Annotated in this window: 20 protein-coding genes and 1 pseudogene; 9 read left to right on the plus strand and 12 right to left on the minus strand. The window is 63.8% G+C overall.

What is annotated here, in order from left to right; all coding sequences use genetic code 11:
* The first annotated feature begins 16 nt into the window (after positions 1 to 16).
* A complete protein-coding gene (locus AC1DR6_RS11820) occupies positions 17 to 1,474 on the plus strand; it encodes an aldehyde dehydrogenase family protein (RefSeq protein ID WP_476829428.1) in 1,458 nt (485 codons plus the stop codon).
* A 38-nt stretch (positions 1,475 to 1,512) separates the two neighbouring features.
* Here the strand turns inward: AC1DR6_RS11820 and AC1DR6_RS11825 are convergent, their stop codons facing one another.
* On the minus strand, positions 1,513 to 2,001 hold the full coding sequence (locus AC1DR6_RS11825; RefSeq protein ID WP_476829429.1) for a MarR family winged helix-turn-helix transcriptional regulator: 489 nt from the start codon (positions 1,999 to 2,001) through the stop codon (positions 1,513 to 1,515).
* Between the two features lie 111 nt (positions 2,002 to 2,112).
* On the opposite strand from AC1DR6_RS11825, the gene AC1DR6_RS11830 reads away from it, so the two are divergent.
* The 5 genes from AC1DR6_RS11830 to AC1DR6_RS11850 all read left to right on the plus strand — a co-directional run bounded on the left by AC1DR6_RS11830 (position 2,113) and on the right by AC1DR6_RS11850 (position 5,339).
* Positions 2,113 to 2,478: a Rieske (2Fe-2S) protein gene (locus AC1DR6_RS11830; RefSeq protein WP_476829430.1), complete on the plus strand. Its 366-nt coding sequence runs from the start codon at positions 2,113 to 2,115 to the stop codon at positions 2,476 to 2,478.
* On the plus strand, positions 2,465 to 2,815 hold the full coding sequence (locus tag AC1DR6_RS11835) for a hypothetical protein (protein WP_476829431.1): 351 nt from the start codon (positions 2,465 to 2,467) through the stop codon (positions 2,813 to 2,815). The genes AC1DR6_RS11830 and AC1DR6_RS11835 overlap by 14 nt, the downstream gene beginning before the upstream one ends.
* Positions 2,812 to 4,050 (plus strand): amidohydrolase family protein, encoded by a 1,239-nt coding sequence (locus AC1DR6_RS11840; protein ID WP_476829432.1) that lies wholly within the window; start codon positions 2,812 to 2,814, stop codon positions 4,048 to 4,050. The genes AC1DR6_RS11835 and AC1DR6_RS11840 overlap by 4 nt, the downstream gene beginning before the upstream one ends.
* Positions 4,051 to 4,116: 66 nt before the next feature.
* On the plus strand, positions 4,117 to 4,938 hold the full coding sequence (locus tag AC1DR6_RS11845; RefSeq protein WP_476829433.1) for an ABC transporter ATP-binding protein: 822 nt from the start codon (positions 4,117 to 4,119) through the stop codon (positions 4,936 to 4,938).
* A gap of 44 nt (positions 4,939 to 4,982) precedes the next feature.
* Complete coding sequence (locus AC1DR6_RS11850) at positions 4,983 to 5,339, plus strand: RidA family protein (protein ID WP_476829434.1); 357 nt, start codon at positions 4,983 to 4,985, stop codon at positions 5,337 to 5,339.
* Between the two features lie 10 nt (positions 5,340 to 5,349).
* Here AC1DR6_RS11850 and AC1DR6_RS11855 read toward each other — a convergent pair whose 3' ends face one another.
* Positions 5,350 to 5,982, minus strand: a complete 633-nt coding sequence (locus AC1DR6_RS11855) for a MarR family winged helix-turn-helix transcriptional regulator (protein ID WP_476829435.1) — start codon at positions 5,980 to 5,982, stop codon at positions 5,350 to 5,352.
* A 259-nt stretch (positions 5,983 to 6,241) separates the two neighbouring features.
* Here AC1DR6_RS11855 and AC1DR6_RS11860 point away from each other — a divergent pair, with 259 nt between their 5' ends.
* The 3 genes from AC1DR6_RS11860 to AC1DR6_RS11870 all read left to right on the plus strand — a co-directional run bounded on the left by AC1DR6_RS11860 (position 6,242) and on the right by AC1DR6_RS11870 (position 7,407).
* Complete coding sequence (locus tag AC1DR6_RS11860; protein ID WP_476829436.1) at positions 6,242 to 6,535, plus strand: YciI family protein; 294 nt, start codon at positions 6,242 to 6,244, stop codon at positions 6,533 to 6,535.
* Positions 6,536 to 6,945: 410 nt separating this feature from the next.
* Complete coding sequence (locus tag AC1DR6_RS11865) at positions 6,946 to 7,197, plus strand: hypothetical protein (RefSeq protein WP_476829437.1); 252 nt, start codon at positions 6,946 to 6,948, stop codon at positions 7,195 to 7,197.
* Between the two features lie 33 nt (positions 7,198 to 7,230).
* Entirely contained in the window at positions 7,231 to 7,407 is a 177-nt protein-coding gene (locus tag AC1DR6_RS11870) for a hypothetical protein (protein WP_476829438.1), read from the plus strand.
* 247 nt (positions 7,408 to 7,654) lie between these two features.
* On the opposite strand, the gene AC1DR6_RS11875 is transcribed toward AC1DR6_RS11870, so the two are convergent.
* The 10 genes and pseudogenes from AC1DR6_RS11875 to AC1DR6_RS11920 all read right to left on the minus strand — a co-directional run bounded on the left by AC1DR6_RS11875 (position 7,655) and on the right by AC1DR6_RS11920 (position 17,254).
* Positions 7,655 to 8,251, minus strand: coding sequence for a nitroreductase family protein (locus AC1DR6_RS11875; RefSeq protein ID WP_476829439.1), 597 nt, complete (start codon positions 8,249 to 8,251; stop codon positions 7,655 to 7,657).
* Between the two features lie 107 nt (positions 8,252 to 8,358).
* Complete coding sequence (locus tag AC1DR6_RS11880; protein ID WP_476829440.1) at positions 8,359 to 9,294, minus strand: ABC transporter substrate-binding protein; 936 nt, start codon at positions 9,292 to 9,294, stop codon at positions 8,359 to 8,361.
* Positions 9,295 to 9,328: 34 nt separating this feature from the next.
* Positions 9,329 to 10,261 carry an ABC transporter substrate-binding protein gene (locus tag AC1DR6_RS11885; protein ID WP_476829441.1) on the minus strand — a complete coding sequence of 311 codons (933 nt, stop codon included), beginning with the start codon at positions 10,259 to 10,261 and terminating at the stop codon, positions 9,329 to 9,331.
* A 30-nt stretch (positions 10,262 to 10,291) separates the two neighbouring features.
* Positions 10,292 to 12,085: an amino acid ABC transporter permease/ATP-binding protein gene (locus AC1DR6_RS11890; protein WP_476829442.1), complete on the minus strand. Its 1,794-nt coding sequence runs from the start codon at positions 12,083 to 12,085 to the stop codon at positions 10,292 to 10,294.
* 36 nt (positions 12,086 to 12,121) lie between these two features.
* A complete protein-coding gene (locus AC1DR6_RS11895; protein ID WP_476829443.1) occupies positions 12,122 to 12,658 on the minus strand; it encodes a GNAT family N-acetyltransferase in 537 nt (178 codons plus the stop codon).
* A gap of 36 nt (positions 12,659 to 12,694) precedes the next feature.
* Positions 12,695 to 14,038 carry an LLM class flavin-dependent oxidoreductase gene (locus tag AC1DR6_RS11900; RefSeq protein ID WP_476829444.1) on the minus strand — a complete coding sequence of 448 codons (1,344 nt, stop codon included), beginning with the start codon at positions 14,036 to 14,038 and terminating at the stop codon, positions 12,695 to 12,697.
* Between the two features lie 23 nt (positions 14,039 to 14,061).
* Positions 14,062 to 15,063 (minus strand): MsnO8 family LLM class oxidoreductase, encoded by a 1,002-nt coding sequence (locus AC1DR6_RS11905; RefSeq protein WP_476829445.1) that lies wholly within the window; start codon positions 15,061 to 15,063, stop codon positions 14,062 to 14,064.
* A gap of 12 nt (positions 15,064 to 15,075) precedes the next feature.
* The gene (locus AC1DR6_RS11910) at positions 15,076 to 15,669 is read right to left on the minus strand and encodes a flavin reductase family protein (RefSeq protein WP_476829446.1); all 594 of its coding nucleotides are present in this window, start codon (positions 15,667 to 15,669) and stop codon (positions 15,076 to 15,078) included.
* 496 nt (positions 15,670 to 16,165) lie between these two features.
* Positions 16,166 to 16,273 (minus strand): annotated as a pseudogene (locus AC1DR6_RS11915) (LLM class flavin-dependent oxidoreductase); the annotation flags it as partial.
* 51 nt (positions 16,274 to 16,324) lie between these two features.
* Positions 16,325 to 17,254 carry a LysR family transcriptional regulator gene (locus AC1DR6_RS11920; RefSeq protein ID WP_476829447.1) on the minus strand — a complete coding sequence of 310 codons (930 nt, stop codon included), beginning with the start codon at positions 17,252 to 17,254 and terminating at the stop codon, positions 16,325 to 16,327.
* Positions 17,255 to 17,301 lie beyond the last annotated feature (47 nt).

Consider the following 17,301-nt stretch of genomic DNA (forward strand, 5'->3'; position numbering starts at 1 on the left):
CTGATGAGGTGACGACATGCCGTCCTATCTCGACAAGCTCCCCCTCCATCGCGACCTTTTCTACGGCGGACGTTGGTCCCCGGCGCAGGACGGCGGCACCGAAGAATCCTTCAACCCCGCGAATGCCGAGAGCCTGGGCCGCTATGCCGTAGCGCAGGCTGCCGACGTCGATGCCGCCGTCAGAGCCGCTTGCGAGGGGTTCAAGACCTGGCGCGCAGTGAAACCGGCCGAGCGCGCCGCGATCATGCGCGAAGCTGCCCGGGTCATCCGCGAGCACGCCGAGGAGATTGCACTGATCGACTCCGCCGACTCAGGCGGTCCGTTCAAGCGCATGATCAGGGATTCGGAAGGTGGCGCGCAGGCTTTCGAGTTCTTCGCCGGCCTCGTGACCGAGCTCAAGGGCCAGACCATCCCTTTCGGCGACGATACGCTGAACTATACGCTGCGTGAGCCGCTCGGCGTCGTCGTGCGCATCAATGCCTTCAACCATCCCTTCCTTTTCGCCACCTCGCGCGCGGCTGCACCGCTGGCAGCCGGCAATTCGCTGATCATCAAGCCGCCAGACCAGGCGCCACTCTCCACGCTGCGGCTTGCGGAGCTGATCGGGCCGCTGTTCCCGGCGGGCGTCATTGGTGTGCTGACCGGTGGGCGCGAATGTGGCGCAGCGTTGGTTGAGCATCCCCTCGTGGCAAAAGTCGGTCTGATCGGCTCCGTGCCGACCGGCAAGGCGATCGCGCGCGCGGCTGCCGGCACGCTGAAGAAGGTCGGGCTCGAGCTCGGCGGCAAGAACGCGTTGATCGCCTATCCGGATAGCGATCCTGTGAAGGTCGCTGCCGGCGCGGTGCAGGGCATGAATTTCACCTGGTGCGGTCAGTCCTGCGGCTCGACCTCTCGCATCTTCCTGCACGACACAATCCATGACGAGGTCGTCGACCACATCGTCAAGGCTGTCGGCAGCGTCTCCTACGGCCTGCCGACAGACGAGGCGACGCAGATGGGCTGCCTGGTCAGCCGCCAGCAGCTCGACAAGACGATGCACTACGTCGCGCTCGCCAAGCAGGAAGGCGCACGGCTGGTCGCAGGCGGCGAGGCGCCGACCGACCCGGCCTTTGCCAAGGGCTTCTTCTATCCGCCGACGGTCTTCGCAGACGTGACGCCGGACATGACGATCGCGCGTGAGGAGATTTTCGGCCCGGTCATGTCTGTCATTCGTTGGCGCGACGAGGACGAGATGTTCGAGGCGGTCAACGATTCCGATCTCGGCCTGACTGCCTCGATCTGGACGCAGGACCTGAAGACCGCTCATCGCGCCGCCGCGCGCGTCGAAGCCGGCTATATCTGGATCAACGGCAGCAGCACCCATTTTCCCGGCGCGCCCTTCGGCGGCTACAAGCAGTCGGGCATGGGGCGGGAGGAGTCGATCGAGGAACTCCTCGAATGCACTCAGATCAAGAACATCAACATCGCGCTGTGACTGCGGACGCCGGGATGGATGAAAACCTAGCCCGGCTGTCAGCTCCTCAGGCGTTCCCGCGCGTCGCCCTGGCTGGCCTGCGGATAGATCTCGTTCAGCGCGTCGGTGACGGTTTCGAGCAAGGCGAAGAGGTCCTCGACCTGCTTCCCGGTCAGCTTCGCCTTGGCTTGCAGATTAACGGCGCGTGCGCGCTCCAGCAGCAGCGGCTCCAGCGCTCGGCCTGCCTCCGTCAGATAGACGTTGATCTTGCGCCGATCCTGCGGATTTCGCACGCGCGTAACGAAGGCGCGGCGCTCGAGCTCGTCGAGGATCGTCGTGGACGACGCGGTCTCGATCCCGACAGCACGGGAGAGCTCGGCCTGAGTCGGCCCGTCGTTTTCCCAGAGCTTTTCGAGATGGACGAACTGGCCGAAAGACACCTCCGCTTTCGCCAGTTCCTGCCGAAACCCCCGGCTGAACGCCATGTGCGCGCGGCGCAGGCGCCATCCGATTCCGATATCGGCACGCTTGTTGCCACCGTTGTCCATTGGCTCTCCATCCAAGAAGCTGCGCAATAGCGGAATTATAAGGCACCTTGTCAATTGACATCAATTCACAAGGCGCCATATTATAATATACCTTATTAAAATGAGGGTCTCATGAGCGAGCTCTATGTATGCGAAGTCGGCGAGCTGGAGGACGGGAATGTCCGGCTTGTCGGCGAACCGGGCCGGCAGATCGGCGTGATGTTGCACGATGGCGAATATCTCGCTTATCGCAACCGCTGTCCCCACCAAGGCGGCCCGGCCTGCGAAGGCGTGCGGATTCCGCAGGTACAGGATTTGATCGACGGCGATGGCCGGTTTCTCGGCCAGCGGTACGACGAGAGCGACATGCACATCGTGTGCCCGTGGCACGGCTATGAATTCCATATCAAGACAGGCGAACACGTCATCAATCCCGCGATCCGGCTTCACAAGCACAAGGCGGTGGTCAGGGAGGGCAGCGTTTATGTCCAACTCTGATCCAGCCGACCTTCCGACCGGCGATCTGGCTGCGGAACTGGCCCGCCGTTTTGCGGAAGCCGCTGATGCGGGTGCGATCCATTCGATCGACGACGCGGATCTCGGCGCCGTCTTCGCCAGCGCGATCCGCCTGCTCGCAGCCAAGGCGCAGGAGGGTGAGGTGCCCGTGACATTCGCGGGCAACAATACCGTGTCGGCGACCGACGCTGTGATCGCCTGCACCGCGATCCTGGAGAGCGTCGAGCTCGCGGTTTTCGAACTCGCCGCATGGCAGGCGGTGTCCAATATCGGCTCGCGGCAGGTCGCGAAAACAGCCCTCGGGAGGGAACGTCCATGACCGCGACAGCAGGCGTCTTCCGGGAGCCGTCCCGAAAATCCTTCGACACCGAGCAGCACCTCGCCAATGCCTATGGGCAGGCGACGGAGCGCGGATACGAGGACTTCCTCATCGTCGATGTCGATTCGCACCATTACGAAACCGAGGCCTTCGGCGAAATCGCGAAATACATCGAGGACCCCGTCCTGCGCGACGAAGCGCTGTATCAGGGCATGGCGCGCGGCGGCGTGACGTCGGTAGACGGCTCCTATCAGGAGATGGCCGGCCGGGTGACGCGCTACCCGATGCGGAAGCACGAGGTGACGCCACCCACGATCCACCGCGACATCACACTGATGCGGCGCTGGATGGACCCGATGGGTGTCGACATGGCCTGCATGTTTCCAACGCCGATGCTCAACATCTCGACCTGCCCGCGCGTCGAGGTCGAGGTCGAACTGGCGCGTGCCTACAATCGTTGGCTTTGCGACAATATCCTGGCCGAAGAGCCGCGCCTGACGTCGATGCTTTATCTGCCCTTCAACGACCCCGACGCCTGCTACAAGATCGTCGAGGAATTCGGTGACCGGAAGGGCGTGATCGGCTTCATGGTGACCTCGACGCATTACAAGAGCGTCCAGGACAACGCCTTCGCGAGGACCTATGGCGCGTTGCAGGAACGCGGCCTGCCACTCGGCTTCCACGCCGCCTATACCTGGGGCGACAAGTCGACCGCGCTGATGAACCGCTTCATCTCCGTGCACGCTCTGGGTTTCGTCTGGCACAACATGGTGCATATGACGAACTGGCTGATGAACGGCATGCCGGAGCGTTTTCCGGGGCTTAAGACGCTTTGGATCGAAAGCGGCCTCGCCTGGGTGCCGTTCCTGATGCAGCGCCTCGACAACGAGTTCATGATGCGCAGTTCTGATGCGCCGCTGTTGAAGCGTAAGCCAAGCGATTACATGCGCGAGATGTTCTATACGTCTCAGCCGATGGAGATGGTCGACAACCAGGACGCCCTTGAACTGACCTTCAAGATGATCAAGGCCGAGAGCCAGCTGCTCTACTCGTCCGATTATCCCCATTGGGACATGGATCTGCCGAGTACGATCTACGATCTGCCCTTCCTCAAGGAGAGCGGCAAGCGCGCGATCCTTGGTGGCAATGCGCAATCGCTGTTCAAGCTCGACCCGCATTTCGCGCCGTGGAAGCTGGAGCGTACGCGCCAGCGGCAGGCCGCGACCGGCGCCTGATCTCAAGTCCGGGGCCGGCTGAAGGCCCGCCCCGGCGTCCGATCCGCGAAGCAGGAGCCGAGCAGCATGACGATGGTCGATCATACCCCGCCCGCGGTCCATGCCGGCGGGCTTGTCCCGGCACTCAGCCTGCGCAAGGTCGGCAAGGCCTATGGAACCGCGCAAGCGCCGCAATGGGCCGTGCAGGACTTTTCGCTCGACATCGCCGACGGCGAGTTCATCTCGATCATCGGGCCGAGCGGCTGCGGGAAGTCGACGCTGTTCAACATCATGGGCGGATTCTTCGAGCGCTATGACGGCGACGTGGTCGTACACGGCCAGTCGGACGCCACGGCGCGGCGCACCATCGGCAGCGTCTTCCAGGAGGAGTCGACCTTCGCATGGCGCACGGCATTGGAGAATGTGCTGTTTCCACTGGAAGCCGCAGGTGTGCCAAAGCCGGAGCGGATCGAGCGCGCCCGCGAGATGCTCGCACTGGTCGGTCTCGAAGGCTTCGAGGATCATTATCCCGCAGCAATGTCGGGGGGAATGAAACAGCGCGTCTCAATTGCCCGCACGCTTGCGGTTCGGCCCAAGATCCTCCTGATGGACGAGCCGTTCGCGGCGCTCGACGAGCAGACCCGCATCCTGCTCGGTGACAAGGTGTTGCAGATCCAGCAGGCCCTGAAGCAGACGACGCTGCTGATCACGCACAACTTGACCGAAGCCGTGCAGCTCAGCGACCGCGTCGTGATCATGACCTACCGGCCGGGCCGCATCAAACGCATCGTCGACATCGATTTGCCGCGCCCACGCTCCTCAGAGATCATCACCAGCGAGCGCTTCGGTAAGCTCGTCGGCAGCATCTGGAGCGATCTGCGCGAGGAAGCCAACCGCGGGATGAAGTAGCGCGGCGCCCCGCTCCAGCTGGCATCGCGAAAGGAGCAGCTCCCGTGCACATAAAGCGTCTCAATCGTGACGATCTGCCTCACAGGGGCGATTCCGTAGCCTGGGACGGCTGCGTTCACCTCTCCGGGATCATGCCCGCTGATGGCGATGCGGATATGACCGCGCAGACACAAGCGGTGCTGGCGGAGGTTGACCTCTGCCTCGCTGCCGCCGGCACATCGAAATCGGCACTGATCTCAGCGACGGTGTGGCTGTCCGACATGGAACGCGATTTCGCGGCTTTCAACGCCGCTTGGACAGAATGGGTCGACAAGCGCAGCCTGCCGGCCCGCTCCTGCGTCGGCGCGACGCTGAATGGCAAGGGCAGGATCGAGATCGCGGTCATCGCCGCCTGTCCCTAAAGTTCTACGGTCAGTAGGCTTTCTTCAGATTAGCAGCCTGCTCGCGCTCCGAACGCCGGACCTCGGCCAGTGCGAATTCGCTGTTGAGCGAGAGGACGGTGAAGATTTCGCGCAGCGCCTTGAGTTGATCCCGGCTGATGTCCTTGAAGAGCAGGTCGTTCACGCGCCTGACGAAAGGTGCGATTGAGGTCACCGTCGTCTCTCCCTGCGGAGAGAGCCGGACCAGAACGCTGCGCCGGTCCCCTGGATCGACCATTTTCAGCACGAGCCCTTTGCGTGAGAGCACGCCGACTTCGGTCGTGACGTGAGTGGAGGCGAGCTGGACGTAACGTGCCAGCATGTTGATCCTGACCCCGCTGTCAGCCTGCTGATAGGCAACGCCCATCAGAACGACGAACTGCGAACGCGTCAGGCCGATCGCGCGTCCGAACGCCGCTCCACAGGATTCGACCTCGCTGAGGACCTGAACGATCGTATAGATCACCTGCCTGAACTCGTCGTCGCCTCCCGACACCAGCATTTCGCGGTGCGATACCGTTAGAGGCGGGGCGAAGGTCATCGCCTGATCCTTGTGCGTCGCGGCCTTGGCAGGACTCTTCTTCTTTTCGGCCACTATTTCGGCCCGACCTGGTTTCGTGGTCATGTCGTATCCAACTGCACGCGGCTTTGCAAAGCCGGGAATGCCATCAGGCCCTGATGGCATGGACCCTGCTTAGCTTCAAGGTTTAGCAAATTATCGGATGTGCAAAAATGCCGCGCGCGGGGGACGAAGCCCCGTTTGCACCTTCTTGCAACCACACCCCAATTCCGAAGCAGAAAGGCCGTTGCAGGTCGCTTCTTTTTAAGATACGGATTTATGCATATTTATTTATGTAATATCGACTTTTTGGAGCTGGACTGCGATGTATCTGGCTATGCTGACGACAAACCCGGATAAGCTATCTCTCCGTGAGCAGATCCGAGCGCAGCATGACGACTACTGGTCGGGACGCATGGCTCGCATCCGACTTGCCGGCCCGTTGCTTTCCGATGACGGCAACACCAGGCTCGGACAGATTCTGGTCCTGGATGCTGACGATCGGCAGACGGCGTCGGACCTCGTGATGAACGACCCGTTCGTAGCCCAAGGCCTGTTCAGCGATGTTCGCATCGAGCGGTTTCGGATGTCGGTGAAGGACGGACTAACCCAGACTTGAAGCTGGTGATGGCCATCCAGCTTTGCCTGAACCGTCTGGCATGCCAGGACCCAGACGTTCCCCGCTTGCCGTTCCTGAACTGCGCCGGGTTTGTCGGAGGCTCCAACTCCTGAGAAGGCAGAGCTGCGAGCAAGACGACAAACAAGTTTTCGCCTGAGGTGCGGTCCCGTGCGGTGCGCGGATGGTGCTGGATCATGAGGCCGAGCATCCATCCAGCTGGGCGACGATACAGATGCAGCCTGCGTCCATTCGCCGTGAGAAAGGCTAGGCTCAGGACCTATTAATCTTGTTTGAGATCTGATTCACGGTTCCGGGAGAATGCCGTGATGAGTGATTTGTTTTGCTGAGCGAATGACAGATGGCGCGGATAGCGCTGCATTTTCCGCTGTCGCATGGGGTGCCTCGGGTCGATGGCCAGGCTGCCGGGCCGGTTCGGTGGCCACGATTTCTCACATCTGAAACTCGACCAGACCCTTTCCGTCGAGGATTTTCCAGATCCGTTGCAGGTTCAGGCCTCGCGCAGCCGGGCACAGTCGATCACTGCGCGGGTCGCGCGCGAGCGGCCGACATTGCGCGGCTTACTGCACAGCTTGGCGGGGGCGCGCGGCCATTTCACCGCAACCGGAACGCCGGAGCAGATCGCCGGCATCATCGAGGACTGATTCACATCCGGCGCGGCCAACGGCTTCAATGTCATGCCGCCGATCCTGCCGGCGCAGTTCGATATCTTCGCGACAGAGGTCGTCCCGCTCCTGCGCAAACGCAGCCTGTTCCGCAGCGAGTATCGCGACGGGACGCTCCGCGACCGGCTGGGACTGGACGCGGTTCAGAGCCGCTTCAATGCAGCCGCGCCGGCAAAGCGCTCCGCCTGAAACGGACGTATCGCCACGATCGCATTCACGCGCTTGAATGTCTGCTTCTTAGCGTCGAGCTCCTGGCGCAAAGTGCCAAATACAGATGCCGAACTGTCGGGTCGTTCGTTTCTTCGAAAGACTGCATTCGGGCGGCTAGCGGATCTCGGGAAACGGCGTAGAGTAGCGTGTCTAAAGGTTCAGCCGTCGGAACGAGTTTCGTCGCGCCCTCCGATCACGGCGCAAATCTCCGCTCAGGTTAGAACTCTCACGCTGTGAAGCGACCTTCAAAAATATGATCGGAAATCGGGTTGCGCTGGCTTGGAACCTCGCGTGCCCGGAGCGCCTCCGGGAGCTGTGAAGCGTCGCCCGGCTTACCGATGGCGACGATCGCTTCCGGTCTAAATCCGTCCGGCAGGTTGAGTTCGGAGATGGCCCGCGCATGGTCGAAGCCTGCCATGCCGTGCGCCTGCCAGCCGAGCAACGAAGCCTGCAAGGCAAGCGACGCCCATGCAGCGCCGGCATCGAAGGAGTGCGAATAGTTGGCGGTCGCCTCGTCCTTGCCCGGAACGATGAACGTCTGATTCGAGACGATGGCAATGAGGGCCGAGGCGTCTTTCGCCCAGGACGCGTTGAACGGGTTCAGGAGCCCCAACAGCCGCTCCCAGTGGTCTTCACCTCTTCGGGCATAGACGAAGCGCCAGGGTTGAGCGTTGTAGGACGATGGCGCCCACCGCGCGGCCTCGAACAGCCGCAGCAGATCGCTTTTCTCGATGACGTCACCCGTGAAGGCGCGCGGCGACCATCGTTCAAGGAAAAGCGTGTCGATCGGATGATCGGGTCGGCGGTTGTTGACGCTGGTCATGATGAGCCTCGTGATATCGGTCCAGTGATTGTTCGCCGGAATGCGGGCCGGCAGCAGGGCGGGGCCGGCACCTAAGGCCAATCGATGTTTTTGAGCCTGGGGGCGGATCAGTATTTCGGCAACCCGGGCGGGTTGGTTTCCGACCGCGACAGAGCCTCTTCTTCAAGGCGCCATCGCGCCAGCGCCTGATCGTATTTGCCATTGGCGATGAGATCGTTCGTGGCGAGCGTGAGCGCGTCGACGAGGCCGCTCCCTTTTCGTGTCGTGACGGCGACGTCCGACTTCAGCGGCCAGCCGGCGCTGAGCGTGCCCACCCGTTTGATGTCCTGGTCTCGGGCGGCGATGAAGACAAGCTGCGCATGCGGCTGCACGAGAACATCCGTCCGGCCGGAGCGCAGCGAGACGAGCCTTGCTGCCTCGTCGTCGAACAGCTGGAGTTCGATCGGCTTCAGCCCGGCCGCGACGTTCTGCTTGCTCCACTCGAGCAGGATGCGCTCCTGGTTGGTGCCGCCGCCGACGGCGATGCGCAGGCCCGCCGCATCCTTCGGCTCACGGATCGCAGCGATGCCGCTATCGGCCTTGACGAAAAAGCCGTGCAAGCCCTGGCGGTAAGTCGAGAAGTCGAACTTCACCTTGCGCTGCTCGGTGACGCCGACATTCGAAATGACGGCGTCGTATTTTCCCGATGTCAGCCCGAGCGGCCAGTCTGCCCAGGCGACGGCGACGAGGTTGAGCTTCAGCCCCAGGCTGTCGGCGAGAAGCAGCGCGAAATCGGGGTCGGCCCCGATGATCGTCCTGGCATCCGTCGCATAGGTCGCCAGCGGCGGCCCGCCTGGGTTGATCGCGATGGTCAGGCTTCCCGGCTCGGCGAAGAGCAGGCCTTTCGGCAGGCGTGCGATCGCCGCCGGGTCCTTCTCCGCTCGGATGCGACCGGGCTGTTCAGGGCCGAGGTCGAACGGTGAATTCTGGGCTCTGGCCGGCCCGAGGCTCGCTGCCGTCAGCGCGCCGAGGAGAAGCGACAGCAAGGTCCATCGCGGGATCATGGAAACTCCTTTGTCCAAAGGCGATGGCTACCGGTCACGCCTTCGGCAGTCCGGGCGGGTTGGTGCGCGATTGCTCGATCGCCTCAGTGGAAAGGTTCCAGCGCGCCAGAGCCTTGGCGTAGTTGCCGTTTCGGATCTGCGTATTGAGCGCCTGGGTGATCGCGTCGGCGAGCCCAGCACCCTTTCGGGTCGTGACCGCGATCTCGGCGAGCACGGGCCAGCCGCCGCTGAAATTGCCGGCGAGCCGCGTCTTGCCCTGCTGCGCGGATTTGAAGCTCAGCAGCGCGTTGGGACCAAGATAGGCATCGGCACGCCCGGATTCGAGCGCGAGGTACAGCACGACATCGTCGTCGTAATACTGCGCCTCGACCGGCTTCAGCCCGGCCTTCACATTGGCATCGTTCCAGCGCAGCAGGATCTGCTCCTGGTTGGTGCCGGCGCCGACGATGACTTTCAGCCCGGCGACATCGCGGGGGTCGCGGATGACGATCTCGTTGCCCTTCTTCACGTAGAAGCCGAGCAAATCCTTGCGGTAGGTCGAAAAGTCGAACTTCTCCTTGCGCTGCTCGGTGACCGTGACGTTCGAGATGACGGCATCGAACTTGCCGGAGACGACACCCAGCGGCCAGTCGGCCCAGGCGGTCGGAACGATCTCGAGCTTGCGGCCGAGCGCGTCGGCCACGAGCTGGGCGATGTCGGGCTCCGCGCCGACAATCGTTTTTGTGTCGGTGGCATAGCCGCCGAAGGGGAAGCGGCCGGCATTGTTGGCGACGGTAAACACTCCGTCTTTGGCGAACTTCGCCTCCTTGGCGATAAGCCCGATCGCCTCCTCGTCGCGCTCGGCCCGGACCCGGCCGGGTTGCTCGGGCGAGAGATCGATCGTCTGCTGAGCGAAGACGCGGGCTGGCAGGAGCGCGGAGGAAGCAGCGCCGGCAAGAAGGCCGAGCGAATGGCGGCGGGTCAGCATGGTCGGGATCCTTGTCCGATGGGAGAAACGTCAGAGCACCTTGGCGAGAAATTCGCGGGTGCGGGGATGGTCGGGCGTGCCCAGCACTTGGGCCGGGGTGCCGCTTTCGAGGATGCGGCCTGCCTCCATGAAGACGATCTGGTCGGCGACCTCGCGGGCGAAGCCGATCTCGTGGGTAACGATCACCAGCGTCGTGCCGGAGCGCGCGAGCTCCTGGATGACGTCGAGCACTTCGCCGACGAGCTCGGGGTCGAGCGCAGAGGTTGGTTCGTCGAAGAGCAGGACCTTGGGCTTCAAAGCGAGTGCGCGAGCGATGGCGACGCGCTGCTGCTGGCCGCCGGAAAGCTGGCGCGGATAAGCGTTCGCCTTCTCGGTGAGGCCGACGCGGGCCAGCAGCTCGCGCGCCTCGGTCAGGGCCTGCTCGCGCGACAGGCCACGCACCGTCACCGGCGCCTCGATGATGTTCTCGATCGCGGTCAGGTGCGGGAAGAGATTGAAGTTCTGGAACACCATGCCGACATCGACGCGGCGCTTCAGGATCTCCTTTTCCTTCAGCTCGTAGAGCGTGTCGCCATCCTGCCGGTAGCCGATCAGTTCGCTGTCGATGGCGATGAAGCCTTCGTCGACGCGCTCCAGATGGTTGATCGCGCGCAGCAGCGTCGACTTGCCCGAGCCTGACTGGCCGATGATGGCGGTGACGCTGCCGGCCTTCAGCGACAGGCTGACATCGTCGAGCACCTTCAGCGTCCCGAAGCTCTTCGAGACATGGCTGATGCGGATCTCGCCCCCGCCGCGCCGGCTAAGCGTCGCAAGCGAACCCGGGGCTGGCGATGCAGCTCTCGGGGGAGCGGACACTATCGCCGCTTTATGCGGGGCAATGGCTGGCCGGAACCGGCGCAGCGCCCAGTCGAGCGCCGAAGGAGGCGGATTGCGCAGGGCGCCGCGCGCGTAATGCCGCTCGATATGGCGCTGGAAGAAAGAGAGGACGCTGAGGATGACGAGGTACCAGATCGTCGCCACCATCAGCAGCGGGATGACCTCGAGATTGCGCCGATAGATGACCTGGATGGTGTAGAACAGCTCCGGCAGGGCCAGGATGTAGACTTGGCTGGTGCCCTTGGCGAGGCTGATTATCTCGTTGAACGCGGTCGGCAGGATCGAGCGCATCGCCTGCGGCAGAACGATGCGGGAAATCTGACGGCTTTTTGGCAAGCCAAGCGCCGCCGCCGCCTCGTGCTGGCCGTGATCGACGGAGAGGATGCCGCCGCGTACGATCTCGGAAGAAAAGGCGGCCGCGTTGAGTGTGAGCCCCAGCACGGCGGCGAGGGAAGGCGTGATCAGTTGCGTCGTTTGCCAGGAGGCAAAGGTGATGTCGGTGAAGGGGATGCCGAGCCAGATCGTGCTGTAGAGATAGCCGAGATTGTTCAGGATCAGCAGCAGAACGATCAGCGGGATCGAGCGGAACAGCCAGACATAGCCCCAAGACAGAGAAGCGAGCAGCGGCGAGCCCGAGACCCGCGCGAGCGCCAGCACCGTTCCCAGCAGGAAGCCGAAGACCGTCCCGAGCAGCGTCAGCAGCAGCGTGCGTCCGAGTCCGACCAGCACCGGCTCGGCAAAGAACCACTCCGCGAAGACATCCCAGCCCCAGCGCGGATTGGACAGCACGGAATTCAGGATCGCGAAGATCACGACACCGGCGAAGACCGTACCGACGATGCGGCCCGGATAGCGTGCAGGAACAATCCGCAGGCGACTGAAATCGCGCACCGGGGCTGGTTTATGGGCGTGCGCGGGTAGGCCCGCGAAGTCGCTGGCGAGGGTCATGGCTGGCTCTGGTAATGAGGGCGTGAGTGCGGGCCGTCAGGCTGCGTTGCGCGAGACGACCGCGTCGGGCGGCCTTGCGCCCTGGGCCGGGACAGCGGCCAGGTTCTTCTCGAAGGCCAGCTTCCCGTAGATCTCGGGGTCGACCGAGACGTCGAAGAGCGGCGTGTAGCCGGTCTCCAGATAGAGGCCCTTCGCCTCCGGCTGGCGGAAGCCGGTGGTCAGGTAGAACCTGCCGTAACCCTGTCGAAGGGCCTGCGCTTCCAGCTCGGCGACGATGATGCGGGCCAGACCCTGGCGGCGGACGTCGCTGTGGGTCCAAATGCGTTTCATCTCGGCGGTGCGCGCGTCGTAGCGCTTGAAGGCACCGCCCGCGACGGCGCGGCCGTCACGCAGCAGCAGAACGAAATTGCCATCCGGCGGCGCGAACAGCTCGGCCGGATAACGGCTCATCTCGGCGCCCGGTGCCTCGCCGAAATAGCTGCCATAGCGGGTCGCGTATTCCCAGGTCAGCTGCTCGACCAGGGGCTGGGCGAGCGGGTCGAGCGGGGTGGTGTAAAGGAACTGATCGGCCATGTTCGGAGCCTTTCTGATGAAGGGATGGCGGCGAATTCAGCCGGCCTTGCGCACGGTCGCCGCGCCGGCATTGCGCGCGTAGCGGCTCTCGCGGCGCGGCAGGCCGAGATGGTCGCGCAGGGTCCGGCCGGGGAGGTTGCGGTCGTAGACGCCGCGCTCTTCCAGGACGGGAATGACCAGCTCGACGAAGTCGTCGAGGCCTTGCCCGAGGACCGGGAAGCCGAGCACGAAGCCGTCCGCGGCCTGTTTCTCGACCCGCTCGATCAGCCGGTCGGCAACCTCGTCCGCCGCGCCGATCAGGTCGGTGCGCGGCGTCGCCGCCTCCAACGCGGCCTCGCGAAGCGTCTGGCGTTTGAGGGCGGCATTGCGCTTGATGCGGTCGGTGGTGGAGCGAAAGCTGTTCTTGCCGATGTCGCCGAGATCCGGGAAAGGCGCATCCAAGGAATAGGCGCTGAAATCGTGATGGTCGAAGTAGCGGCCGAGATAAGCGAGCGCTTCATCGATGGAGATCAGTTCGCGGATCGCGCGGTATTTCTCCTCGGCTTCGGCCGAGGTGCGGCCGACGATCGGGCCTGCGCCCGGAAACAACTTGACGTCATCGGCGCTGCGGCCTTGCGCGACGGCGCTCGTCTTGATGGCGCGATACAGCGCCTGCGCCTCTTCCAGAGGGACATGATTGGCGAAGACGGCATCGGCATGTTTGCCGGCAAGACCGATGCCGGCCTCGGAGGCGCCGGCCTGGAACAGCACCGGCTGCCCCTGGGGCGAGCGCTGGATGTTCAGCGGTCCCTCGACCTGAAAGAAGCGGCCCTTGTAGCCGAGCGTGTGCAGCTTCTCGCGGTCGAAGAAGCGGCCGCTCTCCCGGTCTCGTGGGAAAGCATCGTCGTCCCAGGAATCCCATAGCCCCTTGGCGATATCGAGATATTCCTGGGCGATCTCGTAGCGCAGCGCGTGCTCGGGATGAGACCGGCTGTAATTGCGGCCCGACCCTTCGAGCGGCGAGGTCACCGCGTTCCAACCGGCACGCCCGCCACTGATCAGGTCCAGCGAAGCGAACTGCCGGGCGATCGTGAAAGGGTCGCTGTAGGAGGTCGATACGGTGCCGACCAGACCAAGCTTCTTCGTCGCGACCGCGAGCGCCGAGAGGATCGTCAGCGGCTCGAAACGGTTCAGGAAATGCGGGATCGACTTCTCGTTGATGTAGAGCCCATCGGCAATGAAGGCGAAGGCGATGCCGTTCTGCTCGGCCTTACGGGCGTTGCGGATGAAGAAGTCGAGATTGACGCTGGCATCGGGCGGATTGCTCGGGTGGCGCCACGAGTTCATGTGGCTGCCGGCGCCCTGGAGCATCAGGCCGAAGGTCAGGCGTGTCTTTGACATGGTCGTCACCCTTTCGAGAGCCATCAGGCTGCCAGCGCCGGCGCTTCGCCAGCGAGCTGCAGCACGGAATCGAGGCGCTTGGCGGCCGCCACGGGCGGCGTGTCGATGATGAATTCGCTGATACCGAAGCGCGCCTGCAGCTGGTCCAGTTCGCGACGCACCTGCCGCGTCGTACCGGCCAGGACCTGGGGTTTGCGAATCTCCGTGGCGTAGGAGGCAGAACCCGCCTGCCGCGCATATTCGGCGGCCTGCTCCTCGCTGCTCAGATTGACGCTGTGACCGTCTTCAAGCGTCACGCGGACCGACTTCAGCATCTCCGTCAGGCCGCGTGCCTCTTCGGTCGTGCTGGCGACGAGCGCCGTTAGGGCAAGAAGGAGCAGGCCTTTGCCACCCGCTTTGATGTAGGCCGCGAAGCTTGCTTCGATGGCTTTCTCGTCACCATTGTGCTGCCCCGCATAGACGAAATTCCAGCCGCGCCGAGCCGCGAGTCGGGCGCTGTCGGGGCTGCCGCCGAGCAGGAAGCGCTCCGGCAGAATGGCGGGCTGCGGCAAGGCACGGGCTTCGGTTTCCGGTCCTGTGACGGCGTCGACACCAAGGAAGCCATCCAGCTCCGCAAGCGCGCTGTCGAAAGAGGGGGCCGGACCCGGCGCATGCAGTGCCCTCAACGCCTTGGTCGAGGCCGGAAACCCGCCAGGAGCCCGGCCGATGCCGAGATCGATCCGGTCCGGCGCCAGCGAAGCCAGGACGTTGAAGATCTCGGCGACCTTGTAGGGGCTGTAATGCGGCAGCAGGACTCCGCCGGAGCCGATCCGGATGGTTCGGGTACGCGCTGCAAGATAGGCAATCAGCACTTCAGGGGCCGAGCTGGCGAGTCCGGCAAAGCCATGATGTTCGGCGACCCAGAAGCGCCGATAGCCGAGCCGCTCGGCGTTCTGCGCCAACGCGACGGTTCTTTGCAGGGCGGTAGCGCCGGTTTCACCCTCTGCGACCGGGCTTTTGTCGAGCAAGCTCAGACCGTAGCTCATCTCATGCCTCCGTCAGTGGGCGCGCTGGCCAAGGGCCGAATTGGCCTCTTCGGCCAGCCAACCGAGACTTTCATAGGCACCCCGCCAATAGAGCAGCGCGGCGTTCTCGCCTCCGATCCTGATCTCCCGAATCCGGCCGATGACGATCGCGTGGGAGTGGCGCTCGATCCGTTCCTCGACCTCGCAGTCGAGGTTGGCGAGCGCGCCGTCGAGCAGCGCAGCGCCGGTGACGCCTTGGGTCCAGGTCGCATCGGCATAGCGCGCCAGGCCTTTTTCACCGCCTCGGCCCGCGAACCTGTCGGCGATCGGCTGCTGGTTGGACGCCAGGATATTGACCGCGAAGGCTCCGTGGTTGCGCAACACGGGGAAGCTTGACGAAGACAGGTTCAATCCGAACATCAGCGTCGGCGGCTCGGCCGAGAGCGCTGAGACGGATGTCGCGACGAGCCCCGTGCGATCGCGATCGCGCCCTGTCGTGACGACGCTGACGCCCCCGGCGAGCTGGCGCAGCGCCGTGCGAAACAGACCGGCATCTGCGGCGGCCGGCGGATTGGCAGGTATCGGCCTGGAGGTTGCGAGTTTGGGCACGAGTGACACGATCTTCATGGTCAAGCTCCGGGGGTCTTGGTCAGGCGTCGTTCGCGACACGGCTCGAAGTTGGGCCTGGAGCGGTTCACCGGACGCACGATGCCAATGCCGAGGCCGATGCATGGCGACGGCATCAGGCCTCCTTCGCCGAAGGAGCAGCGTCGGATCGATCCGTGAATTTTAGCTTTGGGAGATCTGGGCCGCTAATCCCGGAAGCAACATCGGCGCATCGCCGGACGCTTCGGCTTGTCCCAGAGATGTCGGCCCATCATCAGACTCCATTCGGAGCCCACGAATATTTCGTGGTGCTTTTAGCGTTTTTGACGCGGCGCAAGCTGCTCCAGCAAATCCCGCGATCGATCGCCATGAATGCAACCGATGCCTCTATCATTTCTTTGATCGCCTGCTACGTCAATGAAATCACCTTCCAAAGATTGGCCGGACGGGAGGCCAAAAAGCTCGCTTTGACGGCGGTGCGAGGAGCCTTTTCCGAGGCAGGCTTACCGTCCCATGGCCGCAGCAGCGGCAGCAACTGGTCGCCCTGGCGTGCGATCTCCTGCAGATACGGCGTATCCGACATGATGAAGTGGGTGATGCCTACGTCGCGATAGGCGCGCAGCGAGTCTGTCGCACAGCATCTATTGGCGCGGCAGCCGTCGACATGGAGGCTGGCTCAACCCGGAATGACGGTTGTCTGAAGAACCGTTTCGCAGCGGGCTGCAAACAGGCGTTCGCCGATGAAGTCGACGAAGACGCGGACCTTCGGCGAGAGGTTGCGGTTGGAGGGCCAGATCAGGCTGAAATGGCCGGGCGCATCGATGCGATCGTCGAGCAAAGTGCGCAGTTCTCCCCGCGCCAGCGGCCCGTGCGCCAAGAAGTCGGGCATGCAGCCGATGCCGAGCCCGGCGACGGTGGCGCCGCGCAGCGCCTCCATGTTGTTGCAGGTCATCACCGTGCGCGTGCGCAGTTCGGGGTCGCCGGATGGCAGGGTCAGAGGCCATGTCTGGATCTTGCCGCTATTGGGATAGCGGAAGCGGATGCCGAGATGCCCGTCGAGATCGCGCGGGCAGGTCGGTGTGCCGTGCCGCTCCAGATAGGCGGGCGCGGCGCAGAGCAGCATCTGGAAGGGCCGCAAGCGACGCGCCATCAGGCGTGAATCCGGTAAGTCGCCGCTGCGGATCGCAACGTCGATGCCCTCGTCGATCAGGTCGACGATGCGATCGTTGAAGTCGAGATCGACCTCGATGTCCGGATAGAGCGCCATGAATTCGGGCAACACCGGCAGCAGCAGGTGATAGCTCACGATGGGCGTGCTGATGCGCAGCCGGCCGCGCGGCGCCTCCATGGTGCGTGTCAGCATGGCGCGGGCATCGTCGAGATCGTCCAGGATGCGCCGGCAGCGCTCGTGAAAGGCGCGGCCCTCCTCGGTCAGGCGCAGGCTGCGGGTGGAGCGCTGCAGCAAGCGGATACCGAGCTGCTCTTCGAGCTTGGTGACGGCCTTGCCGACGGCGGAGGCCGACAGGCCCAGCATGCGGCCGGCCGCGACGAAGCTACCGAGATCGGCGGTGCGCACAAAGGCCATCAGGCCCGTTAACGAGTCCATGGAGACCCCTTTCGAAACCCGTCATTCGAGCGTTCTGTTCCGATAAG

The sequence above is a fragment of the Allobosea sp. P5_A5 genome (genome assembly GCF_056400625.1).